Annotated in this window: 16 protein-coding genes and 1 pseudogene; 14 read left to right on the forward strand and 3 right to left on the reverse strand. The window is 54.3% G+C overall.

All coding sequences use genetic code 11. The annotated features are described in order from the left end of the window. Nucleotides 1–32: 32 nt before the first annotated feature. The 8 genes and pseudogenes from HBA49_RS12350 (at nucleotide 33) to HBA49_RS12380 (ending at nucleotide 7,833) form a co-directional block, all read left to right on the forward strand. Nucleotides 33–2,261 carry a transglycosylase domain-containing protein gene (locus tag HBA49_RS12350; RefSeq protein WP_005526866.1) on the forward strand — a complete coding sequence of 743 codons (2,229 nt, stop codon included), beginning with the start codon at nucleotides 33–35 and terminating at the stop codon, nucleotides 2,259–2,261. 533 nt (nucleotides 2,262–2,794) lie between these two features. After that, nucleotides 2,795–3,463, forward strand: a pseudogene (locus HBA49_RS13065) (glycosyltransferase 87 family protein); the annotation flags it as partial. Nucleotides 3,464–3,759: 296 nt separating this feature from the next. Further along, nucleotides 3,760–3,945: a hypothetical protein gene (locus tag HBA49_RS13070; RefSeq protein WP_225866071.1), complete on the forward strand. Its 186-nt coding sequence runs from the start codon at nucleotides 3,760–3,762 to the stop codon at nucleotides 3,943–3,945. A 74-nt stretch (nucleotides 3,946–4,019) separates the two neighbouring features. Further along, complete coding sequence (locus HBA49_RS12360; protein WP_225866070.1) at nucleotides 4,020–4,370, forward strand: hypothetical protein; 351 nt, start codon at nucleotides 4,020–4,022, stop codon at nucleotides 4,368–4,370. 885 nt (nucleotides 4,371–5,255) lie between these two features. Further along, nucleotides 5,256–5,543 (forward strand): helix-turn-helix transcriptional regulator, encoded by a 288-nt coding sequence (locus HBA49_RS12365; RefSeq protein ID WP_081455696.1) that lies wholly within the window; start codon nucleotides 5,256–5,258, stop codon nucleotides 5,541–5,543. A gap of 89 nt (nucleotides 5,544–5,632) precedes the next feature. Next, nucleotides 5,633–5,851, forward strand: a complete 219-nt coding sequence (locus HBA49_RS12370) for a helix-turn-helix transcriptional regulator (protein ID WP_172458850.1) — start codon at nucleotides 5,633–5,635, stop codon at nucleotides 5,849–5,851. A gap of 540 nt (nucleotides 5,852–6,391) precedes the next feature. Further along, nucleotides 6,392–7,066 carry a response regulator transcription factor gene (locus tag HBA49_RS12375; RefSeq protein WP_005526876.1) on the forward strand — a complete coding sequence of 225 codons (675 nt, stop codon included), beginning with the start codon at nucleotides 6,392–6,394 and terminating at the stop codon, nucleotides 7,064–7,066. 95 nt (nucleotides 7,067–7,161) lie between these two features. After that, the gene (locus HBA49_RS12380) at nucleotides 7,162–7,833 is read left to right on the forward strand and encodes a response regulator transcription factor (RefSeq protein ID WP_005526852.1); all 672 of its coding nucleotides are present in this window, start codon (nucleotides 7,162–7,164) and stop codon (nucleotides 7,831–7,833) included. Here HBA49_RS12380 and HBA49_RS12385 read toward each other — a convergent pair. After that, nucleotides 7,830–9,980 carry a sensor histidine kinase gene (locus HBA49_RS12385; protein WP_005526694.1) on the reverse strand — a complete coding sequence of 717 codons (2,151 nt, stop codon included), beginning with the start codon at nucleotides 9,978–9,980 and terminating at the stop codon, nucleotides 7,830–7,832. The two genes, HBA49_RS12380 and HBA49_RS12385, sit on opposite strands and share 4 nt — an antisense overlap. A gap of 273 nt (nucleotides 9,981–10,253) precedes the next feature. Here HBA49_RS12385 and HBA49_RS12390 point away from each other — a divergent pair, with 273 nt between their 5' ends. Beyond that, a complete protein-coding gene (locus HBA49_RS12390) occupies nucleotides 10,254–11,069 on the forward strand; it encodes a hypothetical protein (RefSeq protein WP_005526666.1) in 816 nt (271 codons plus the stop codon). A gap of 6 nt (nucleotides 11,070–11,075) precedes the next feature. Here the strand turns inward: HBA49_RS12390 and HBA49_RS12395 are convergent, their stop codons facing one another. After that, a complete protein-coding gene (locus HBA49_RS12395) occupies nucleotides 11,076–13,238 on the reverse strand; it encodes a sensor histidine kinase (RefSeq protein ID WP_005526840.1) in 2,163 nt (720 codons plus the stop codon). Between the two features lie 242 nt (nucleotides 13,239–13,480). Further along, a complete protein-coding gene (locus HBA49_RS12400; protein WP_005526733.1) occupies nucleotides 13,481–15,640 on the reverse strand; it encodes a sensor histidine kinase in 2,160 nt (719 codons plus the stop codon). A 1,423-nt stretch (nucleotides 15,641–17,063) separates the two neighbouring features. Here HBA49_RS12400 and rpsF point away from each other — a divergent pair. The 5 genes from rpsF (at nucleotide 17,064) to dnaB (ending at nucleotide 22,441) form a co-directional block, all read left to right on the forward strand. Then, the gene (gene rpsF / locus HBA49_RS12405) at nucleotides 17,064–17,351 is read left to right on the forward strand and encodes a 30S ribosomal protein S6 (protein WP_172458851.1); all 288 of its coding nucleotides are present in this window, start codon (nucleotides 17,064–17,066) and stop codon (nucleotides 17,349–17,351) included. An 85-nt stretch (nucleotides 17,352–17,436) separates the two neighbouring features. After that, nucleotides 17,437–18,081: a single-stranded DNA-binding protein gene (locus HBA49_RS12410; protein WP_005526814.1), complete on the forward strand. Its 645-nt coding sequence runs from the start codon at nucleotides 17,437–17,439 to the stop codon at nucleotides 18,079–18,081. A gap of 42 nt (nucleotides 18,082–18,123) precedes the next feature. Beyond that, nucleotides 18,124–18,576, forward strand: coding sequence for a 50S ribosomal protein L9 (gene rplI, locus HBA49_RS12415; RefSeq protein ID WP_005519112.1), 453 nt, complete (start codon nucleotides 18,124–18,126; stop codon nucleotides 18,574–18,576). A gap of 566 nt (nucleotides 18,577–19,142) precedes the next feature. After that, the gene (locus tag HBA49_RS12420; protein ID WP_005526902.1) at nucleotides 19,143–20,864 is read left to right on the forward strand and encodes a glycoside hydrolase family 15 protein; all 1,722 of its coding nucleotides are present in this window, start codon (nucleotides 19,143–19,145) and stop codon (nucleotides 20,862–20,864) included. Nucleotides 20,865–21,010: 146 nt separating this feature from the next. Continuing rightward, nucleotides 21,011–22,441: a replicative DNA helicase gene (gene dnaB / locus HBA49_RS12425; RefSeq protein ID WP_112767156.1), complete on the forward strand. Its 1,431-nt coding sequence runs from the start codon at nucleotides 21,011–21,013 to the stop codon at nucleotides 22,439–22,441. Nucleotides 22,442–22,468 lie beyond the last annotated feature (27 nt).

Genomic DNA, 22,468 nt, shown 5'->3' on the forward strand with positions numbered 1-22,468 from the left:
TCAAGGCTGCTTAACATTGAGGAAGAACTGTCGTGACAAACAAACGCAACACTCGCAAACCCGTGGGCTCGCGGCCTAGTCGACCCCGCAATAAAAAGCGGCCCACCAGCAAGAAGAAAAACCGCAATAAATGGCTAAAAATTGGTGTCATAAGCACTATACTCGTCATGTTCTTAAGCCCATTTCTTCTTTTTATGGTTGCTTATCTCATGGCGGATGTGCCGAAACCCAGTGAGTTACAGAACAAGCAGATCTCCCATATTTATGCCAGCGATTCAACCACCGAATTGGCCCGCATCGTTCCAGCTGATGGCAACCGCCAAGAAGTGCCTTTCGAACAAATACCCGAAGTGGTGCAGCATGCCGTGTTAGCCGCTGAGGACCGGCAGTTTTACACCAATAGCGGCTTCTCCTTCACCGGGTTTGGTCGCGCTATATTAGGCCAGCTGACCGGCAATTCCTCCGCCGGTGGTGGTTCGACCATCACCCAGCAATATGTGAAGAAAACCTTAGTGGGCGACGAGTCATCCTTTAAGCGTAAGGCCAAAGAATTAGTGTATTCCGTGAAAATGGCCAACGAGTGGAGCAAAGAAGAAGTGCTCGGCGCCTACCTCAACACCATTTATTTTGGGCGTAACGCCTACGGCATCGACGCCGCCGCCCGCGCCTACTTCGGCATCCCCGTCCAGGAACTCAACGCCAGCCAGGCAGCCGTGCTGGCGGCCTGTATTCAGCGGCCCAGCCAGCTTGACCCCCGAAACAACTTCGCCGAGGCGGAGGAACGCTGGCGGTACGTGCTCGATGGCATGGCTGAAGAAGGCTGGCTCAGCCCCTCCGACCGGGCTTCTCAAACCTACCCTGAAACCATCGACCCGGCCACCATCCCGGAACAGGCGCCCGAAGTTTCTGGGCCCAATGGGCTCATTAAAAACCAGGTGCTCGCCGAGCTGGGCAATCTTGGTATTGATGAAAGCGAAGTCCAAACCCGGGGTCTGAAGGTCACCACTACTATCGACATGAAAGCCCAAAACACCACCGTCGACATGGTCAATGCCGAGCTGGCCAAACAGCGGGAAAACGTGCGGATGGCCGCGGTGTCCGTGGAACCAAAAACCGGCGCGGTTCGCGCCTACTTTGGCGGTAACGACGGCAATGGGTGGGACTATGCTAACGCCCCCCTGCAAACCGGCTCCACCTTCAAAATCTTCACCCTGGCAGCTGCGGTATCCCAGGGCATCCCCACTAGCCAGGTGGTTTCCGACGCCAGCTACCAACTCCCCAACACCGTGGTGCCCGGCGGCGGGTGCCGGGGCGGCTGCACCATTAAGGAAGCCCTCAAACGATCACTCAACCCCCCATTCCTCCGGTTGCAGGGGGAACTGGCCCACACCACCCAAGATACGGCCGACATGGCCCACGCCCTCGGCGTCGCTAGGTCCTTGCCCGGCATTGAAAAAACCCTCACTGAAAACGGAGCCGCCCCCTTCGAAGGCATTACCCTGGGCCAATACCAGTCCAGGCCTCTCGACATGGCCCACGCCCTGGCAACCCTCGCTAACCTGGGGGTTTACCATGACGCACACTTCGTGGAACGGGTGGAAGCCGCGGACGGGCAGGTCCTTTACCAGTTCGATGCCGGCGCGGGCGAGCGTCGTCTAGCAAAAAAGGTAGCCACCAACGTGCTCGAAGCCATGGCACCCATCGCCGGGTGGTCTGGCGGCAATAACCTTGCCGGTCGCACCTCCGCCGCGAAAACCGGCACCACCCAGCTGGGCGACACTGGCCAAAACAAGGACGCCTGGATGATCGGCGCCACCCCGCAACTCGCCACCGCAGTGTGGGCCGGCACCGACAGTGGCGAAGCGCTGATTAGCCAATACGGCGCCGATATTTACGGCGCTAACCTGCCCGCAACCGTGTGGAAAAACATTATGGATGGCGCGCTCGAAGGGCAGCCGGCCGAAACCTTCCCGGCCGCGGAATCCATGGGCTTCACCCGTAGCGGTGGCGCCATCGGCCCGGTGGTTGCGCAACCACAGTCGGTGCCGACCCAGCAGGCACCCGTCGTGACAAACACGCCGGACACCAACACCGGGCGGCAAGAAACCATCGAAATTCCTGGGCTGCCAGACATTACCCTGCCGGGGAATGTGACCAATAACGTGCCCAATAACATGCCCGGCACCATGCCGGGGAATCTCCAAGACTTACAGCAACAATTAGAGAATCCCCGAGGGCAGAACACCACCCAAAATCAATGAGATTGAAGAATAATGAGGCGGTTATGGCGAGCGTAACCGCCCAACGGGGTAAAACTGCGCTACGCTAAAGCGCGATGAACGCCACCGTACACAACCGATACTCACCCGCAGTCGAGGAACCCATGGCTGCGGGTTTTATCGAATTCATTGGTGGCAAACTCGGCCGCTATGCCCAGGTGGGGACGCAACGATACTGGACGCCCCTGCGGGTGCTCCTCATGTTCGCTGTCATATTTTTAGGGCTGGCATACCTCAGCAAAGCCTACTGCCTGGAATCGGTACTGCCAGGTGCCGGCCTCGGCGGCGCCGGAAGCGCTGGTAGTAGCGGTGGGGCAGGCGCTACCACCGGGGCTGGGGAGGCGCTATTGAACTGGTCCGGGAATCGCCAATATACCGCCGCCTGCTACAGCGATACCATTGCCGGCTACACCCAGTTTTCCTACAACTTCCCCTACAATGTGCCTGTAGCGGACGCCCCCAAAAGCCCAGTCCTGTCGACACTCTTTGGGTGGGTCATGTACTGGATTTCGGGCATGGTCGGTGTGGTGGTGCGGTTGGTGGGTTTGCAGATAGCGCCGCCAGTGGTGTACTTCGCGGTGACCGCGGTGACGCTATCGATACTGTGGATGATTACCGTGCGGATCATGGTAGACCTGACGGGCAGCCGGGTGTGGGACACGCTGCTGCTCACCTGTTCACCGGTGGTGATTGTGCACGCATTCACCCACTGGGAAATCCTGTCTATCACCACCGCGGTGGGCGCATTATGGTGCCTGTCCCGCCAACACTTCGGGTACGCGGGCGTGTTCATCGGCCTGGGCATCAGCGCCCAAATATGGCCGGTGTTTTTACTACTTGCGTTGTATATCATTGCCGGCCGCAACGACCAGTGGTGGGAAACCCTGCGATGCACGCAGTTCACCATTCTAAGCTGGGCGGCCATCAACATCCCGGTGGCGGTACTGTTTCCGCACACATGGTTTCGGTACTTCGTTGACGTGTACCTGCAAATGTGGGACTGGCAGTCCGGTTTTGCGCTACTGATCCGGGAGACGAATTGGTTAGGGTTTGACCGCGCCACCACACTCAACCTGGTGACGGTTGGCATGTTCTCGGTCCTGCTGGTCATGATTATCGCGGTGATCTGCCAATCCCCCAGCACACCCGGTGTCCCCGAGGTCACGCTCCTGCTACTTGTTGCGTGGCTGTTGAGCACGAAAGAGTGGAGCTCCCAGTTTTCCCTATGGCTGGTGCCAATCATCGTGCTAGCGGTGCCGAAATGGCGGCTGGTCTTTGCCTGGGGGGCGGTAGAAGCAGTGCTATGGTATGTGCAGGCGCTGCATATGTTGGGAAAAGACCACCTGGGGCTGCCGGGCGGCATGCTGGATTTCATGTTGATTATCCGCGGCGGTTTATTATTAATGCTGGTGTGGGTGATGCTGCGTGACAATATTCCTCACATCCCCAAAACCCGCCGCCGAGCCTATAGGAAGCACACATGGACAGCACCACAATCGCCACAATGGGAAGCGTCTTTATGGGATTTCTCTGCTTCGGCGGATCGTTCGCCAGCTACATGTACCACAAGCCGGCGAAGCTCACCTGGGGACTCTTCGCCATAGCCGTGGTGCTGATTACGGTGATCCCGGTGACGTTGGCGGTGTTCTCCGCCAGCACCCCATAGCTTTACGACGTTGTCTAAAGCGTTTTATTCATGTGCCCTGTAGCTTTCTTCGGCGTCGTGCCATAATGGGCGGCATGACTGAGCATAATGAACATCAAGAACACGAACACCTAGAGCAGCTCATCGACAAGGTAAAAACCACATTGGACTCTCACGTGCAGCAGACTGGCCCCCATGACCATGAGGTTTTAAAACAACAATTACAGGATGTCAATGCGGCGTTCGACGAGCACGTGAAGCATCATCACGCTGGTGATGACGACCAGTCGCATGCGGATCACGTCGCTATTGAAACGAAACTCAAGAATGTGCTCGACAAGTTTGAGGAGCATGTGAAGCACGACGTTGAGGCCGGACATGACCAGCTCAAATCCCAGTTAGATGAGTTAGTGACCAAGTTTAAGGCCCACACCAAGCACTCATAATTGCAATAAATCTTGCGCTATGGCGGCTCCTTGTCCGGGTGGCCGCCATTCGCAGTTATTGCATGGTGTGCAATGAAAATCATTGAGCGGGGCTGGTTCCTGGTTGCCAGAATTGTCGAATCTATTTCTAAGTAGTACAAGTGAGTGGTTGATGAGGATGGTGAGATAACAGATCCTATAGAGAGTATTGGGAACAGTGATTAGGGGAAGCCATAGAAGCGTAGTTGATTTCCCTTGACATAACAGGTGCCAGATGGCTTTTATAGAGATCCCCCTAGGGGATCCCTGGCTAAAATGGCCTCCCCAGTGGAATTTTCCCAGTTTTACCGCTTCCGTCGCCACCCCACGCCTAATAGCCGTCGCACCTCCATATGCGACGGCTTCTGTAGGTTCGCACCACCAGGTAAAAGGCCAGGTTACCGGTGGCCCCACATCGCCGCTCTCGATGTAGGATTGCTGCTAGAAGCACTTTAGCGGTCCTAGTTGTTGATATTTTCTATCGTGTCCTGTACTAGGATGAGAAAGCAGGACGGAGGTTGACTACTAACTAGTGGCTCTCGCAGATACTTTTGCAAAGAGTCACGACATCCACCGCCAGCTGGAGGCGGCGGATTACGAAACTCCCAGCAGAAGTGGATAACTTCTCGCTATTCAGAAGCATCTCAAAAACAAAATCACCTGACTCAAGTAAAACCATTCCACGATGATGAAATATTGCTGATGAAGCCTAGCCTAAAACCTTGCTTCCAGATTCAATCACTTCTTTAGTATTCATATACATCTTTTTACACTTAAATCCTCCGTATTTCAAGGGGTAAGTATTTGAAATGATATTTTTATATTGATGATTGGTTACTAAGGGTCATGGAGTGATAAAATAACCGTATGAATACCTTATATAGCCCTGGGGCCATCCCGGTCTTTGAACTACGGCATCGGGTCCGGTTGGCAAGGGAGCATGCGAGCCTAAGCCAGGGAGAACTGGCGGAAGCATCAGGGCTATCAAGGCCGGGGATCGCCAAGATTGAGCAAGGTAGCACTAAGCCACGCAGAACCACATTGCTGCTGATTGCGCTGGCCACCGGAGTCGACAGCTATTGGTTGGAAACGGGGGAATCGCCAAAAACGAATGCTTTTCGGGCACCTCATCCGCCAGACGAACACACCTCCTAATTATTATTGGTCACCGAATAAGTTTCATTGTGCTTTTCCAGTCGATTAGCTAACCTGGCCATATGGAATCAAGGGGATCTATACCAGTGATGTCACTACAGCAACGCATGCGGATATCCCGGGAAAACGCCGGCCTCAACCAGGAAGAAATGGCCAAAAAGATCGGCATTGGCCGCGCCACGTATGCCAAGACGGAGCAAGGGGTTCGTGAACCGCGGCGTGGGGAATTACTGGCCATCGCGGCGATCACCGGCGTTGATAGCCATTGGCTAGAGACTGGAGAAGTGTCGGAAGCTGGCGAGAACTGACTGAATAAAAACCAGGGTGGTGTCCACACGGTTGACAGGTGGAGTTTTCGCTACGTTGGCGATGTAATGAAGCGTGATGAAAAATAGAGCTAATCGAAAATATTTTCTATTACGATCCCGAGTGACGGTGCCCTGTCATTCAGATGTGCGCTAATTATTATCGCATGCCCTAGAACTTGGGAGTATTCCATTATTTCCCCAGCTTATATTAGCTGTGTATTATACAATGATTTGTATGGTATGCTTTACTTTCTCGATATAGCTGAGAAGACGGTGCCGGTTTTTCTGGTTATTACCGGAAAACCGGAAGATTAATAAGGAATATGTCGGTAAATAGCTGATTTACCATTTTCAATTATACCGTTCATGTTTTCGATAATTAATTTGAGAACCTGTGACATTATGAAAAAAGATCACATAAAAACACTGGAAAACTCGTCATTTTACCGGAGGCATTGATGCAGGTTTGGTGCCCCAATTTCTGAGGGGTTTAAGCTGAAAGCCATGTTTTTCTTTCCTAAGATTCGATACTCTTAGCCTATGACTATTCGAGTGGCGCTCATTGAAGATCATCCGACAACCATTTTGGGGGTGAAGAGCATGCTTGAGAACGCGAAAGACATAGAATTCGTCAAAGGATTCCCCACCGTAACGGCCTTTTTTGACTATGTTCGGTTCGTTCGAACCGGTATCGCCCTCCACCCAGTCGATGTGGTCCTCTTAGACTTGCGCCTGGCGGACCTCTCCATGCCCTACGACAATGCCAAAGCCCTCATCGACCAAAAACTAAAGGTATTAGTTTATTCATCATTAGAATCTCCCTATCTTATTCGAGATGTATTACGCGCCGGCGTCCATGGGGTCTTCGAAAAGAATAGAAGCGCCGAAGAACTATTGGATGCCATCAGAATCGTGAGCGCCGGAAACACGCACGCAACAACTGAATGGGCATCTATCATTGATAGTAATTACCAGGCGCTAGGAGTGGACCTATCCCCACGGCAACAAGAGGTCCTAGAACTCATTGCCTCTGGGGAAACCGACCGAGCTATCGCCGAAATGCTCAACATTCGGCAAAGCACGGTCAACGACTATGTCAACCGTATCCGCACCAAATTCGCGCAGGCGGGTTGCGAGACCGAGGGGAGGGGGGAACTCATTAAGCAGGGTATGTACAGCGGTATTTTGCCTGGGCCATCCGATCCTCGGAACTAAACACCTGCTCATGGGTACAACAATGGTGCCCTTTATTCTGGGGTCTTCTGTGAAGACCCCTATTTATCCAGTACTGATTTCGATATGGTGAGTTCATGAGAACTATAAAAGTAGCAATGATTGATGACCACCCATCAACTATTTTGGGGGTAAAAACCGCGGTCAACCAGGCTAACGACATGGAATTCTATAATGGGTACGCCACCCTCCCAGAATTTTATGAAAACGTGTACGGACCCTCCCGGAAGGCAGTGATCTACCCGGTGGACGTGGTACTCCTGGATTTACGACTCGCGGACTCCTCAAACCCTTACGACAACACCATTGCTCTTATCAAGCTTGGCTTCAAGGTTCTCATCTACTCCTCCCTGGAATCCCCCTTCCGATTCCGAAGCGTCCTCGGTGCCGGGGCGCACGGGCTCTTTGAAAAAAGCCGATCCATGGAAGAATTATTATCCGCCATTCGACTCGTGGCTGCTGGGAATACCTTCTCCGACGCCGAATGGGCATCCATCATCGACAGCAACTATAAGCTACTGAACGTAAAATTATCGGATCAGCAAAAAACCGTACTGGAACTCATGGCCGCCGGGGAAACCGACAAAATGATCGCCAAAAAAATGGGCATTTCCCCCAACACGGTTCGGGATTATATTAATCGAATCCGCGACAGCTTCGCCAAGGCGGGCAGCACTCCCGAGGGGAGAGTTCTCCTGGTTCGGGAGGGGATTAAAAGCGGCATCCTTCGGTGTCCTACGGATCCCTAATTCCAGCGCAGCGAGGCATATCGGTCCCGCCCCGCGGGCAGCAGCCGCAATGTTAACGTGTGGGGGTTCTTCCCCAAGGCGTCGGTGGTATTGGCGATGATTTTGCTGTGCTCTTCGGGGTCGGCGCAGGTGGGGCTTCGGTCGTCGATAAGCGTGACTCGGCTGCCGGCCGCCCTGGCCCGCCACACCGCCGCCGTGAGCTCCGGGACGTCCAGGAGCGGGGATCGGATGGCGTCGCGTAGCCGCAGTTCCATGAGCTTTGCCACCATGGGGTCGTCGACAAGCTGGAGCAGCGAGTGCAGCCATTTCGTCATCTCTGAGGTGTATCGTTGCAGGTCCGGCTCCAAATATTCGTTGCTGTCCACCCGCTGGAGCGTAGGCAGCGACTTGACCACCCAATTGAGCTGGAGCGGCACAATCGTCGCAGGAATAAGCAGCGGTATGCACGCAATAATCGAGCTTGCCGACGCCAAAAGGTCCAGCCTCAGCCACGACTCGGCGACATACGTTATTACCGCAAACCCCACCCACATCGCCCACGCCACCCCCGGTCGCAGCCGTAACGCCAAATACATTGCTAGCACCACCGAATAGGAGACAAACCAGCCATAGCGTTGGAGCTGCGGCGGCTGCGGATAATGCGAAAACTGTCCAATCGTCATGAGGGCACTCACGCACACAATCAAAATAATGGTGTTCCGCCACGGTAACCGCAACTGGGACCGGTCCGTGAGCGACCACAATGCGCCCGCCACCAGCCCCATGCTGATAATCAGCACATGCCACTGCCCCCTATGGTCGTAGGGCATCACATCGAAAGTGAAGATAGCAAGCGCATACGCCGCCACCCAGGGCCGAAACAGCCGATCAAACCCCAGCTTCTGCACCTGGTATAGAAGCATGTTCTGCTGCTCTTTCGACCCCTCAGGCGCCGCCACGGTATCCGTCACATTCCAAGTAATCTCATATCGGGTGCCCTGTTCCGGGGCGGACATGAGACTCACGGATACCCCATTGTAGATTTGTGGGCGCTTGAGCATGGTAATCTTCACACCCGCATGATTATGCGAGACCTTATCGATGTGAAAACCCGGGCCCGAATCCCGAAACACAATATTCATCACGGTGCTATTCCAACTAATGGTGAGCTCCCGCGTGGCTTGTGGGGCGTGCTCCACCGAATTATGGGACGCCTCAGCCACCGCATCAATAAGAGCCATGGCGGTCTTAAACGGCAACGGCATGGTGAGATCGGCAACAGCCTGAATGGTGATCTTGGTAGATTCGGTCACGGAATCCCGCAGCATAGTAATAAAATTCCCCACCGACATGGTGTCCGCCTGCGTCACATCCATGATATTGATGCGCGGCACATCGGTAACAGGCGTCAGTCCCGCCGCAGCGGAATTCAAAGTGGGCAAAACCTTGTCGTGGATACGGCTAGTAAAATAGCTCTCCAGCTCGGAAAACGATTGTGACCGCAAGAATGTCATATTGGCCTGAGCACTCTGAAAAATCGCTGCATCAGTCTGCCGACTCGTGTGGATTCCGCTATACACCATGAACAACACCGGCCCGGAAATCAGGGTGGAATACAGGGCTGCGTCAAAATCACTCATGTGCCAAAACGGCAGCTGATTATCGTGCAATGTCACAACCATCGAGGTGGTCATCAGCATAGTGACAAACCACCACCAGTGCGGAAATAGCATCATGAGTAAACACGCTGGGATCCCCACGAAATCCCCCAACAGCATGTCCCCGATCGCCGAATGCCCATAATGGGCCAATTGCGCTATCTGAATCATCGGGAACTGGGCATACGCCAGGGCAGAACCCGGCAGGGCCAGAAGGTACAGCACCCGCTTATTCATCATGACGGCAATTACCAAGAGCACCAGCGACCCGGCAAACATGACCATGGCAACCATGATCCACCCGCCGTAACTGTCATTGGTGGAAAGGCATGAATAAATTAAGCTCGACTTCATCACCAAATATCCGCAGTAAGAAACCAAACAGATAATAGTGATGTAGCGGATCAGCTTTAACTCGGTGATTCGTGGTTGTTGAGGAATAAAGAAATCGGAGTAATGGTGACTTCGCGGTGCCGGGCGTGCGAGCTGAACCAAATCCGAATCCTTCATTCTTGAGATTCTATTGGTTTTCTCCAAGCTAGGACCCCTAATCAGGGCCCCAATCTTCTGGGGCAGCAGCGGGGAACCGAGACGACGTGCCATTTCGGTTGTACGGCAACCTTAAACCCATAATATCCAACAAGGATATCTTAAGGTGGAGGCCCATAAAAATATGGGCTGTTACCTTGAGAAGATTAGAGCTATGCTTGTAACATGGTTGCGGTTTTGCGCAATAGTCTATGGATTGTGCAAAGAAAATCTTAATTCTATTAAGGTTTTTATGTGGCCAATAGCACTGCTTTCACTCAGGCGGTTGTCGGCATTATTTTTGGAAAGGATAACGAAATCATGCCTGTTCATTTTGATTGGCGGAGCTTGCAACAATACGCTCTGCCGGCGTTGGGGATTGTATCTCTGCTGGTGTCAGCGATCATTGCGGTTGCCGGTGGGTTGGGTCTGGGTGGCTCCTCCTCGGAGAACGACAACACGGATGCCAATGTCATTTTCAAGGTTGTGGACCAGCACGGGATGCCGCGTGTTTGTTTGCTGATTCCAACAACAAGTCCACATGATGATAAAGCCAGGTATAACAATCTCGATGGAACCTATCCCATCAAAGCAAAACCTGGCCAAACGGTGACAGCTATATTCAGCTGTAATCAGGCCAAAGACGGTGTCTTAGACACCGTGGAAGTATCCGCCGTCGCCCCAGAGACCGGTGTGCTAGAACAAAAAGTAGTGGTCCCCAGCCCGAATGCGCCATCGGCAAATACGCAATCATCATTACTCGATGACAGTGGCAAGGATGTCAACGTCGTATTCAAAGTCGTGGACCAGCACGGACTTCCGCGCTTTTGCCACGTTAAGCCAACCGGTGCTCTTCACACCGATAACATAGTGTACACCTCACAGCTGGGAACGTACGGCGTGAAAGTAGAACCAGGTTCCACGGTGACCCGGATTTTTGATTGCAAACCGTCGGAGCCAGGCACCCAGGTTGTTGAGGCCAGTGCCATCGCACCGCAAGGTGATGGAAAAATCCTGCAAGAAGTAGTGATCCCGGATCCGAACTCCCCATCGGCCTCATTCAGCAGCTAGGTGCCGTCACCGCGCCACAAGCGTGGCGTACCGGTCCCGCCCCGCCGGCAGCAGCCGGATTGTGGCCGTGCTCGGGCCTTCAGCCAGCTTTGCCACCGCGTCGGCAATGATGCGCTGGTGTTCCTCGGGGTCGGGATCGGCGGGGCTCCGACTGTCGATAAGCGTAACCTGGGTGCCCGACGCCCGGGCCCGCCACACCGCCATCGTGAGCTCCGGGACATCCAACAGTGGGGACCGGATGGCGTCACGAATCCGCACCTCCATGAGCTTTGCCGTCGCAGGATCGTCGACAAGCTGAAGCAAGGAGCGCAGCCACCCGGTCATCTCCGCCGTATACTGCTGCTGCGCCAACGCCGTTTCCCACTGCAAATGCTCATTGCGGTTCACCCGCCGGAGCGCAGGCAGCAACCGCACCACCCACTTTACCTGCAGCGGCATCAGCGTCGCCGGAATAAGCAACGGAATACACCGCAAAAACATGCTTGCCGGTGCCACCAAATAGAACCCCAACAACGAATCCACCACATAGGTTATCGCCGCAAACCCCAGCCACATCGACCACGCCACCCCCGGCCGCAGCCGCAACGCCAAATACATGGTCACCAACAGGGCATACGATAAATACCAGCTAAAATGCTGGTCTCGTATGGGGCGGGGATAATGCGACAACTGGCCCACAAATATAAGGGCACTGACGCACGCAACCAAAATGATGGTATTATGCCATGGCAACTGCACCTGCGAGCTATCCGTGAGCGCCCACAGTCCCCCTGCTAAAAACCCGGTGCCGGCAAGCAAAATATGCCACTGACCAGTGTGATCGTACTGTATGGTGTCAAACGCAAATGCGGCAAGCATGACTATCACCCATCGCATCCGAAACAGCTTATGAATCCCTAATAACTCCGCATCGGACGGGACATACGTGTCCTGCTTGTTGGTAACACTCGGTGACCTGGCAGAATGGTCCGTCACCCATGTGACCTCATAGCGAGTGCCCTGCTCTGGACTGGACGTGAGATCGACCGTCACCCCATCATAGATTTGTGGGCGGTCCGTCATAATGATGTTCACGCCCGTGTGCTTCCGCGACGCCTTATCGACGCGAAACCCCGGCCCGGTATCCCAAAACACCACAGACATGATGGTGCCATCCCAATTGATCATCAGCTCACGATGAGCATTTGGGGCATAGCGCACCGAATTATGGTGCGCCTCACTAATGGCATCAACCAGGGAAATGGCGGTTTTCAGCGGCAACGGCGTGGATGCATCGGCGATTCTATTGATGATGACCTGGGTGGATTCGTCGACGGAATCCTGCAATGAGGCAATAAAACTTTCCACCGGTATGGTGCCAACATTCGTGTCATTCGTGATATCCGCCTTGGCGACATCGCTGATGGGGATGAGCCCGGCGGCAGCCGCATTTAGGGTCGAGAGCACCTTGTCGTTAATGTGATGGATGAAATAGGCCTCCAATTCGGCCAGGTAGCGTGACCGCAATACCGTGGTGGTGGCCTGATACTCCTGAAACACCGCTTGGTCCGCCGCACGGCAGACCCGAATCCCATTGTACGCAATGAATAGGGCTGGGCCGCAGATCAAGGTGGAATAGAAGGCGCCATCGAAATCGTAGTAGTGCCAAAACGGTAGATAGCCGTCCGATAAGGCCGACATCATGCAGATGCTGAGTAGGCAGAAAATATAGCAATACACATTGGGAAAAACCGTCACCAATAGGCAGGTTGGGATGCCGCTGAAGTCCGCCAAGTATAGATTCCCCACCGGGGAATTCCCCCGGTCGAACAGCTCCATCATTTGAATCAGCTGAAACTGACTGTAGGCCACGGCCGAGCCGGTCAGGGCAACAACATAACCCATCCGAGTGTTAATAATTGCGGCAACCACCAAACCCGCAAGCGTGATGACGAATAACCATATGGAGACCGTGGTCCATACCGGAAAAATAAAATCTTTCGTGAGATACTCCCGCAGTATTTCCCACTTCAGCGTCAAATACCCAAGATAGGCAACAAAACACACGAGCGTAATACACCGGATAAGCGTGAGTTCGGCAAGTCGGGGTGGGGTACGGGCCGCCAAATCCGAATACTGACGGATCTTGGGCGCGGGCTGGGCCACACGAGCGAGAACCGAACTTTCCATGATCTACGATTGTATACCTTTAAAATGCGACTACAGGTGCGTAATATCCCCAAGTTATTGGATATGTAACCCGATTCATAACGCCGCCATGGTTCACCAAGGATGATCGCCAGAGCGGGGGTCATTTAGGTGACCATGAAAACCAGGGCACTGTGGGGAAGCTATATAGCTACTATGATTACACTGAAAATTATAGCCCTTCCAGTACATATGCCCCAGGAGATACCATGCCTCCCAGCGGATCAGTAATACACTAAGGTGGCGTAGCGGCTCCGGCCAGGCGGCAGAAGCCGCAGCGTCAGCTTGCTGGGTTGAGACTCCAAGGCTGCGATAGCGTTCGCAATGATGGCGGGATGCTCCACCGGATCGGGATTGGGGTCTTGCTCGCTTCGGGCGTCGATAAGCACCACCTCGGTGCCGGCTTCCCTGGCCTGCCATACCGCCGCCGTCAGCTCGGGAACATCCAACAGTGGGGACCGGATAGCGTCACGCAATCGCTTCTGCATGAGCCCCGCGGTGGCCGGGTCGTCGACAAGCGACAAAAGTGAACGCAACCAACCGGTCATAGCCTGCACATACTGCTTCTGCGTGAGCGCGCGGGCAAGCTCCAAATGCTCATTCCGCTGCACCCGCTCCAACGCCGGAAGCGACCGAACCGCCAACGCCACCTGAGACGGAACCAATGTTGCCGGCACAAAGAGCGTAATTCCCACAAATAAGCTGATCGGCCAGGCGGACAATTGAATATTCATGATGTCGTCAACGACAAACGTGGCGGCGGTAAGACTCAGCCACACTACCCACGCCGTAATAGGGCGCAACCGCAATGCCATATTAGCCACCAAAATAAGCCCATACGATAAAAACCAGTGCGAATGATACGGCATAAGCGGGCTATAATGCGCCAACTGCCCGGTCGACACCAACCCCACAACACAACCCGACAAAATAATGGTGTTCCGCCGTGGTAACTTCAACTCTGTTGTACTCGTCAACGCCCACAGCCCGCCCGCAAAAAACGCCGACCCAATAATAAACGCCGGCCACCTGCCCTCATGGTCGTAACGGTACGAGTCGGCGAAAAACACCAGAAACGCATACACCGCCCAGCGTGGCCGAAAAATATCTGCAACACCAATCAGTTTTGACACCGACAACGGCTCAGCGGTGGCCGCTAACTCTTGTTGCGGAACTAACTGCCACGTCAACCGGTATCGGGTACCCTGCCCCGGCGCGGTCGTGAGCTGCGCTGACACGCCCGGGTGGTTTCGGGGTCGCTCAAGCATGGTGATGGTCACGCCCGCATGGTGATGCGGGATCTTTGCGACGTTAAACCCAGGGCCGGTGTCCGCAAACACAATGCTCAACTGGGATTCGTCCCATGTTGCCACCAGTTCCCGTTGGGCCTGTGGGGCGTGCGCAATGGAATTGGTGTAGGCCTGTTCGATGGCCGCTAGCATTGTGGCCGCGATTTCCATGGGAATCGCCACCGTGTTACTGGTGGATTCCGGCATGACGACCCGGGTGTCGTCTCCCACCTGGGTTTTGAGGTTTTGGATAAATGTGGTGAGCGGCATGGAACCTGTTGGCATCAGGTCAAAAATATCAATGGTATGGATGTCTTCGGGATCGGCAACCCCCTTGTTGATGTTATTGAGTGTGGACAATATTCGGTCGTGAATATTACTTAGTGATGTGGTCTCTAGCTCTTTCAACTGGTTTGACCGTTGAATACTGGTGAGTGCCTGGTACTCGTCAAACGCCGCCTTGTCTGCTCTGCGGCTGGTGGCCACCACATGGTGCACCATGTACATCCATGGGGTGCCGATAAAAGTGGAATAGAGCACATCAAACACGTAGGGGCGCAGCATGATGGAGTTGACGTTTTGGCTGGTGGCAACTACCGGAATGATAATGATTGCCATAATCATGCCTATTTTGCCGAGTTTTCGGTGCAGAATGGACACCGTGAGGCAGGTGGGGATGCTGGCAACATCTCCCAGGTGGAGTTGGTCCCAAGGGGAGTCGTGAAAAATGATGAGCTCGGTGATCTGAATGGTAGCCAATTGCAGATAGGCCACCATGGCGATGGAAATGACAATGGTGTAGATCGGATGCTTGTTGACAATGATGGCGAACAATAAACTCGCCAGGCTCAAGGAGAAAATGACAAAGGCGCTATTGGTCCATGTGATAAACCGGTGGTTGTTTCTGAGAAATTCCAGAAATGGGCCGAACTTGAAGAGGATATTCGTAATATATGTGGCCAGTCCAATGAGGGTGATGTACCGGAGCAGGGTTAATTCGGTGAGCGCAGGTGGTTTTTGTGTGATTGTTTGATCGGAATAGTCCCGCCTTCTGGGGGCGGGTTGCGCGAGCTGCGCAATCTCTGATTCCGTCATGATAGTGATTGTATAATGCTCGTATTTGCTAAGCGATCGTTATTGCTACTTTTTAGCTTCAGATTATGGCCTGCGATTGCTTGGGGTGAGCTGGGGTGTGGGAGTTGGGGTGGGTGGTGTGGGCTTGTCGGAAACCCCGCTTGGGGTTTTGCAGTCTTTCTGCTTCACCATTGCTAAGCGGGGTTTCTGGTTGGGGGCTCGGATGAAAAGTGTTGGGAAAGCGCCGGTTTGCTAGGAAACCCCGCTTAGAATTAGTGCAGCTCTGGGTAAAGTTCTGGCAGCAGATGTTCTAAGCTGCGTTTCTCCCGAAATTTGGGCTTTCCAAGATGCTTTGGGAGAGTTTTGCAGCTTAGAGAAAGCGCTATAGGCGGTGCTGCATTAGTGCTGAGCTGCAGTTCCGGGTAGCAGGTGTGCATACCGGCAGGAGTAGCAATCGGCAGAAACCCAAAGTCCAGCTCAGCACTTCTGCTAAGCGGGGTTTCTGGTTTTAGGATCACCCAAAGGCATCGGTTTCAGTTGGAAACCCCGCTTAGAACTCTTGCAGCCACAGAAAAATACAAGTAGTAGGTGTTCTAAGCTGCGTTTCTGCCGAAACTCGCGGTTTCTGAAGGAACTCAGGAGAGTTTTGCAGCTTAGAGGAGACGCTATAGGCGGTGCTGCATTAGTGCTGAGCTGTAGTTTGGGGCAGCAGTTGTGCATACCAGCAGGAGGGGTGATGGGAGGAACTCTGAAGTCAAGCTCAGCACATCTTCTAAGCGGGGTTTTCGGTTGGGTACGGTTCGATTTGCCTGGGGTGGTGTCGGCTTGTTGGGAGAAACCCCGCTTAGAACTGTTGCAGCCTCAAGCTGTCGTGGAACAGCGCAGATAGCAGGTGTTCTAAGCTCCACTTCTCCCGAAACTTGGGCTTTCCAAGATGCCCTGGAAGGGTTTTGCAGCTTAGACATTATGCTACGGAATTGGCTGCACTAGTGCTGAGCCTGAGTTTGAGGTAGCAGGTGTGCATACCAGCAAGAAAGTCGGCGGACAGAAATCTAAAGTCCAGCTCAGCACTTCCGCTAAGCATGGTTTCCGGTTTTGGGACCACCCACAAGTACTAGTTTCAGACGGAAACCAAGCTTAGAACATCTGCTGCCAGAACCTTACCCAGGGCTGCAATAACTCTAAGCGAGGTTTCTGGTTGGGTGCGGTTCGATTCGTCTGGGTTGGTGTTGACCTATTGGGAGAAACCCCGCTTAGAACATATGCTGCCTAGGTTGGGTTGATGCTGGTGGGAGTTTGCCGGGTTGCGGGGAACATGTTTCGACTTTGAGCAGTAAATAAGGTATGTTTGACGGGTTGCTGACGCAACGACCCTCCTGCCACAACCAATACGGGTTGCGGCCGAAACTACGATATTGAAAGACCATAGGAGGTGATGAGGTCCGTGCGTCACTACGAAGTTATGATCATTTTGGATCCGATCCAGGATGAACGCACCGTTGCCCCGTCCCTGGACAAGTTCCTTGAAATTGTCCGCAAGGAAAACGGCACCGTGGAAAAGGTTGATATTTGGGGGAAGCGCCGGTTGGCGTACCCCATCGCTAAGAAGGAAGAGGGCATTTACGTCGTCGTGAACCTTCATTGCGAGTCTGCTACCGTTCAGGAATTTGACCGTGTTCTGACCCTGAATGACAGCGTTCTGCGCACCAAAGTTCTGCGCAACGATAAGTAAAATCCTTGCGTAAAACCTTGCGTGTCCAAGGTTATGACTAAGGTTGCTTGTAGTAACTGAAAAATACGCAGAAAGGCTAACGAACATGGCATCAGGAGACGTGAATATCACTGTTGTCGGCAACGTAGTTGCTGACCCGGAGCTCCGCTTCACCTCAACTGGGGCGGCGGTTGCTACCTTCCGAGTTGCCTCGACTCCGCGTCGGTATGACTCCCAGTCCGGTCAATGGGTTGATGGGGAAGCACTATTCCTCACCTGTAATGTGTGGCGGCAGGTTGCCGAGAACATTGCGGAAACCCTGACTAAGGGCATGCGGGTTATTGTTACCGGTCGCCTCCGGTCCCGCTCGTACGATACCCAGAATGGGGATCGGCGTACGGTCATGGAGCTGGAAGTTGATGAAGTTGGTCCGTCACTGCGCTATGCGACGGCACAAGTTACCCGTAATCCCCGTGGTGAAGGCGGTGGCAATTATGGTGGTGGTTTTGGCGGCAATCAGGGTGGCGGCATGCGGCAACAGCAGCAGGCCCCAGCCCAGCAGCAGTCTGCACCGCAACAACAGCAGCAGATGCAACCGCAATATTCGCAGCCACAGCAACAGCAATCGCAGCAGCAACCACAACAACGGTCGTCACAACAACAGCAGCAACCACCCGCCAATGATCCTTGGTCATCCGCACCACCAGCCAATGGTGGTTTCGGGGGCGCTGATGATGAGCCTCCGTTCTAAAACCCAGTGAAAACCTTATAATTTCCATGAAAGGCAGGGGTCATGAAACTGATCCTCACCGCTGCCGTTGAGAACCTCGGTGTCCCTGGTGATATCGTCGAGGTGAAGAACGGCTACGGACGTAACTACCTGCTTCCGCGCAACCTCGCAATTGTTGCGACCCGTGGCGCAGAGAAGCAGATCGCCACCATGAAGCGTGCTCAAGAAGAACGCGCCATCCGCGACCTCGATCACGCTCGTGAGGTCAAAGAACAACTCGAAGCACTTACTGACGTGTCCATCTCTGTGCGGACTTCGGAAAAGGGTAAGATCTTCGGTTCGGTGTCTGCCGACAATATTGCCGCTGCCATTAAGGCTGCCGGTGGTCCCAAGTTGGACAAACGCAGCATTGAGTTGCAGAAGGGTGCCGTGAAAACTGTCGGCTCCTATTCCGTGAACGTCAAGCTGCACTCCGATATTGCAGCAACTGTGAACTTCCAGGTTGTAGCTGCCTAACAACCAGCTACAACGGTCACATTTGTGACCCAACGACAACAGCACAAAACGAGCTAGCCTCAGCGCCGGCTCGTTTTATTTTTGCATACATGTTGCGGAAAGTTTAAGAAAAATCAGCTGGTGATATAGGTTTCCTTGATGAGTAAGGTTCCCACACTTGGGGGGCCTGTGGATAACCCTGTGGATAACTCCCCGCAGGTAGTAGCAAAATCATAGTTTTACCCAATGTCAAACCCGCTGGTAACCGATTTATCCACAAGATGAAAATATGTTCTGAACTGCGTAGATAATAAGTTTGCAGCAAGTTTATCCACAAGGATCACTCGTTTTCCACAGCCCCTGTGGATAACTTTATCCCCAGGCTGTGCATAATGCTGGTAGCAAAGTGTAGAAAATCCCCTGATTCCGAGTAGAAAAATCCCCCCATATGCAACATGAAACCCATGGCATGTTAAGGAAAAACTCAGGTATGGGGGTAGTCGTGTGGCGGAGAAGCATTCATCTCGATATTCGACTAGGATTCATAAAGTCATGACCTGCGGGTTTGCTACAATCGGGTAGGGAGAATGTTCACACCAACCAATAGCGTGCCGTTAGAAGAATACGCACTTATCGCCAACCACCACACTGTGGCGCTGATTTCCCGCGCCGGTCGGGTTGACTGGTTTTGTCCGCAGGTTGACCACACTGCTACCTTCGCGGCCCTCTTGGGGGAACCAAAACACGGCAGCTGGAGCATTACTGTTGATGATGCGAATATGACCGCCCGCACCTATCTGGATCACCCCGATCACCTGATTCTCCACACCACATGGCTTTCCGCCACCGGCACCGCCGAGGTGGTGGATTACCTGGAGGGAACCACCCTGGTGCGCGCCGTGACCTGCACCACCGGGGATATCACCGTGAGCCATGATCTGAAAATCCGCACCGACTATGGCTCGCGCTCCCCAGCCTGGCACGATCACTTCCGCTTCGTTGACCGGCAGGGGGAGGCGGTCACGGCCCTCCACGGGCCCGAATTGCACCACACCGGCAGGAATGCTGATTTTGTCGGCTCCTTTGACCTGGTGGCCGGAACCACACTGACCTGGACCCTGGGCGAAACCGCGGCGCCACAGAGGGAATTTCGGGAAGCGCCCCTGCCCCCATATAACGGTCAGTGGGTGCGGCTCGCCGAACGCTCCGCCATGGTGCTGAACGCCCTGGCGCTCACCAATGGGGCGATTCTTGCGGCCCCTACCGCCTCCCTCCCGGAAATCATCGGGGGCGACCATAATTGGGATTACCGGTTTTGTTGGCTCCGGGATTCCGCGTTCGCCATAGACTCCCTCCTCATGGCGGAACAGAACGGCTACACCCGGGCCCCGGTGCGGGAGCGGGCCGTGGCGTGGCGGGATTGGTTGGTGCGCACCATCGACCCCGAGAATCTCCAGATTGTGTATGGGGTGCGGGGCGAGACCCATTTGGAGGAGCGCATCCTGGCCCATCTGCCTGGCTATCTCGACTCCCTGCCGGTTCGGGTGGGGAATGCCGCTGCATCCCAGTTTCAGGCCGATGTGGTGGGGGAGATTCTTTTGGTCTGTCGGCACATGCGGGAGGCTGGAATCCCGGAGACTGAGGAGTCATGGCGGCTACAAACAAGGCTGTTGGATTATTGCATCAAAAACTATGAGCGCCGGGACCATGGTATTTGGGAAATGCGGGGGGAGCTTCACTATTTCACCCATGGGCGGGCCATGATGTGGGCGGCATTCGATTGCGCCCTGGATGCCGTCGCAAAGCATGAAACGCTGACCGGGGACACCGAAACCTGGCGGAAATACCGCGACCAACTCTATGACGAGATTTTCAGCCGCGGCTTCGACGCCGAGCGGAACACGTTTAGGCAGATTTACGACAACCCCGGCGTCGATGCGTCGCTGCTACAGCTGCCACACACGGGCATTATTGCGGTGACCGATCAGCGCATGCACGACACGGTGGTGGCCATTGTGCGGGAGCTTGGCGACGACCATGGGCTCATATACCGCTATAACAGTGATGGCCCCCGGGCGGAATACCCCTTCCTCATCTGCAATTTTTGGCTTGCCGAGCATTATGCGCGGGCCGGCCACCTGGATGCCGCCACCAGGCTCTTAGAGCAGCTAGTCGGCTATGCAAACGATTTGGGGTTGCTGGCGGAGGAATACGATCCGGTGCGGGAACGGTTGGCCGGTAATTTTCCGCAGGCATTCTCACATATCGGAGTGATACGTGCGGTCGATGCAATTGCGCGGGCTCAGTGATGGTACTAATGATAGAGAGAAAATTTTTCCCCAACCAGACCAACCACAGCTAATAATGAGGGGGTGAATCGGCAATGAGCAGCGACTTTCCCAGCGAACCAGATTTTAGCGACGAACCAGCAGAACCCCCGGCATCCTTGGTACCCATGCCATCCATGTCCGAGGGGTCTCGCCGCAGCCGAGACGGCCGAGGCAGCTGGAGTGGCCGAGGCGGGCGCACCAACGGTCGAGGCGACGACCAAAACTATGATGATTTTCGCCAGCCACCCCACGATATTGATGCGGAGCAAGGCGTCCTCGGGGCCATGCTCCTGAGCCCCACCCTTGTGGTCGACATCATAGAAACCCTCGTGCCTGATGATTTTTATCGGCCCGCCCACCAGCTCATTTATAACGCCATCATCGACCTGTTCAGTAATAACAAGGAGATCGACCCGCTGATCGTTGCTGGCCGGCTGGACCGCGACAATAATCTCGAACGTATTGGCGGATCCACCTATTTGCACACGCTGGTGTCGGCAGTGCCCACCGCCGCCAATGCCCGCTACTATGCGGAAATCGTGGCGGAAAAAGCGGTGCTCCGGCGGCTGGTGGCTGCCGGCACCAGGGTAGTGCAGCTCGGCTACGAAGGCACCGAAGGCGCCGAGTTGGAAACCGTGATCGACATGGCGCAACAACAGGTGTTCGATATCGCCCAGCGGCACCATGTGGAAGACTATTCCGTGCTTGCCGACCTGATCCAACCCACCATGGACGAACTTGACCTGATTTCTGTGCAGGGCGGGCTGGCCCGGGGCATCCCCACCGGGTTTGAAGATCTCGACAATCTCACCAATGGGCTCCATGGGGGCCAAATGATTATTGTCGCGGCCCGGCCGGGTGTGGGCAAATCCACCCTGGCGCTGGACTTTGTGCGCTCCTGTGCGATCAAGAACGGCAAGGCCGCGGTCATTTTCTCCCTGGAAATGGCGAAAAGCGAAATTGTCATGCGCATATTATCCGCCGAGGCTGACGTGAAACTGTCGGACATGCGGTCGGGGCGGATGACCGACCAGGATTGGGCGAAGCTTGTGAATCGGCTCGACACGATCGAGCATTCCCCCATTTATATTGATGATTCCGCCAGCCTCACCATGATGGAAATCCGGTCGAAGTCACGCAAACTCAAGCAGGTAGCAGACCTGCAAATGATTGTGGTTGATTATCTTCAACTGATGAGCAGCGGCAAACGAACCGAGTCACGGCAGCAGGAGGTGGCGGAATTCTCCCGCCAGCTGAAACTCTTGGCGAAGGAACTCGATGTACCATTGGTGGCGATTTCCCAATTGAACCGGGGGCCAGAGTCGCGCACGGATAAACGCCCCCAAATTGCGGATCTTCGTGAGTCGGGTTCCCTGGAACAGGATGCGGACATAGTGATGTTGCTGTATCGTCCAGATAGTCAGGACAAAGACGACACGCGGGCGGGCGAAGCAGATATCATTGTGGCGAAGCACCGTGGTGGTCCCATTGATACTGTGCAGGTGGCACATCAACTGCATTTCTCGCGGTTTAAGGATATGGCCCGGCAATTATAATTCACCCCTATTTGGGGTGGTGTTTTG

Source organism: Corynebacterium matruchotii (assembly GCF_011612265.2).
Taxonomy (GTDB): domain Bacteria; phylum Actinomycetota; class Actinomycetes; order Mycobacteriales; family Mycobacteriaceae; genus Corynebacterium; species Corynebacterium matruchotii.

Coding starts and splice junctions, on each gene's coding strand:
- rplI (WP_005519112.1), top strand. CDS start 18,124: ATGAAACTGATCCTCACCGCTGCCGTTGAGAACCTCGGTGTCCCTGGT.
- HBA49_RS12365 (WP_081455696.1), top strand. CDS start 5,256: ATGAATACCTTATATAGCCCTGGGGCCATCCCGGTCTTTGAACTACGG.
- HBA49_RS12420 (WP_005526902.1), top strand. CDS start 19,143: ATGTTCACACCAACCAATAGCGTGCCGTTAGAAGAATACGCACTTATC.
- HBA49_RS13070 (WP_225866071.1), top strand. CDS start 3,760: ATGGACAGCACCACAATCGCCACAATGGGAAGCGTCTTTATGGGATTT.
- HBA49_RS12410 (WP_005526814.1), top strand. CDS start 17,437: ATGGCATCAGGAGACGTGAATATCACTGTTGTCGGCAACGTAGTTGCT.
- dnaB (WP_112767156.1), top strand. CDS start 21,011: ATGCCATCCATGTCCGAGGGGTCTCGCCGCAGCCGAGACGGCCGAGGC.
- HBA49_RS12375 (WP_005526876.1), top strand. CDS start 6,392: ATGACTATTCGAGTGGCGCTCATTGAAGATCATCCGACAACCATTTTG.
- HBA49_RS12395 (WP_005526840.1), bottom strand. CDS start 13,238: ATGGAAAGTTCGGTTCTCGCTCGTGTGGCCCAGCCCGCGCCCAAGATC.
- HBA49_RS12385 (WP_005526694.1), bottom strand. CDS start 9,980: ATGAAGGATTCGGATTTGGTTCAGCTCGCACGCCCGGCACCGCGAAGT.
- HBA49_RS12360 (WP_225866070.1), top strand. CDS start 4,020: ATGACTGAGCATAATGAACATCAAGAACACGAACACCTAGAGCAGCTC.
- HBA49_RS12400 (WP_005526733.1), bottom strand. CDS start 15,640: ATGACGGAATCAGAGATTGCGCAGCTCGCGCAACCCGCCCCCAGAAGG.
- HBA49_RS12370 (WP_172458850.1), top strand. CDS start 5,633: ATGTCACTACAGCAACGCATGCGGATATCCCGGGAAAACGCCGGCCTC.
- HBA49_RS12380 (WP_005526852.1), top strand. CDS start 7,162: ATGAGAACTATAAAAGTAGCAATGATTGATGACCACCCATCAACTATT.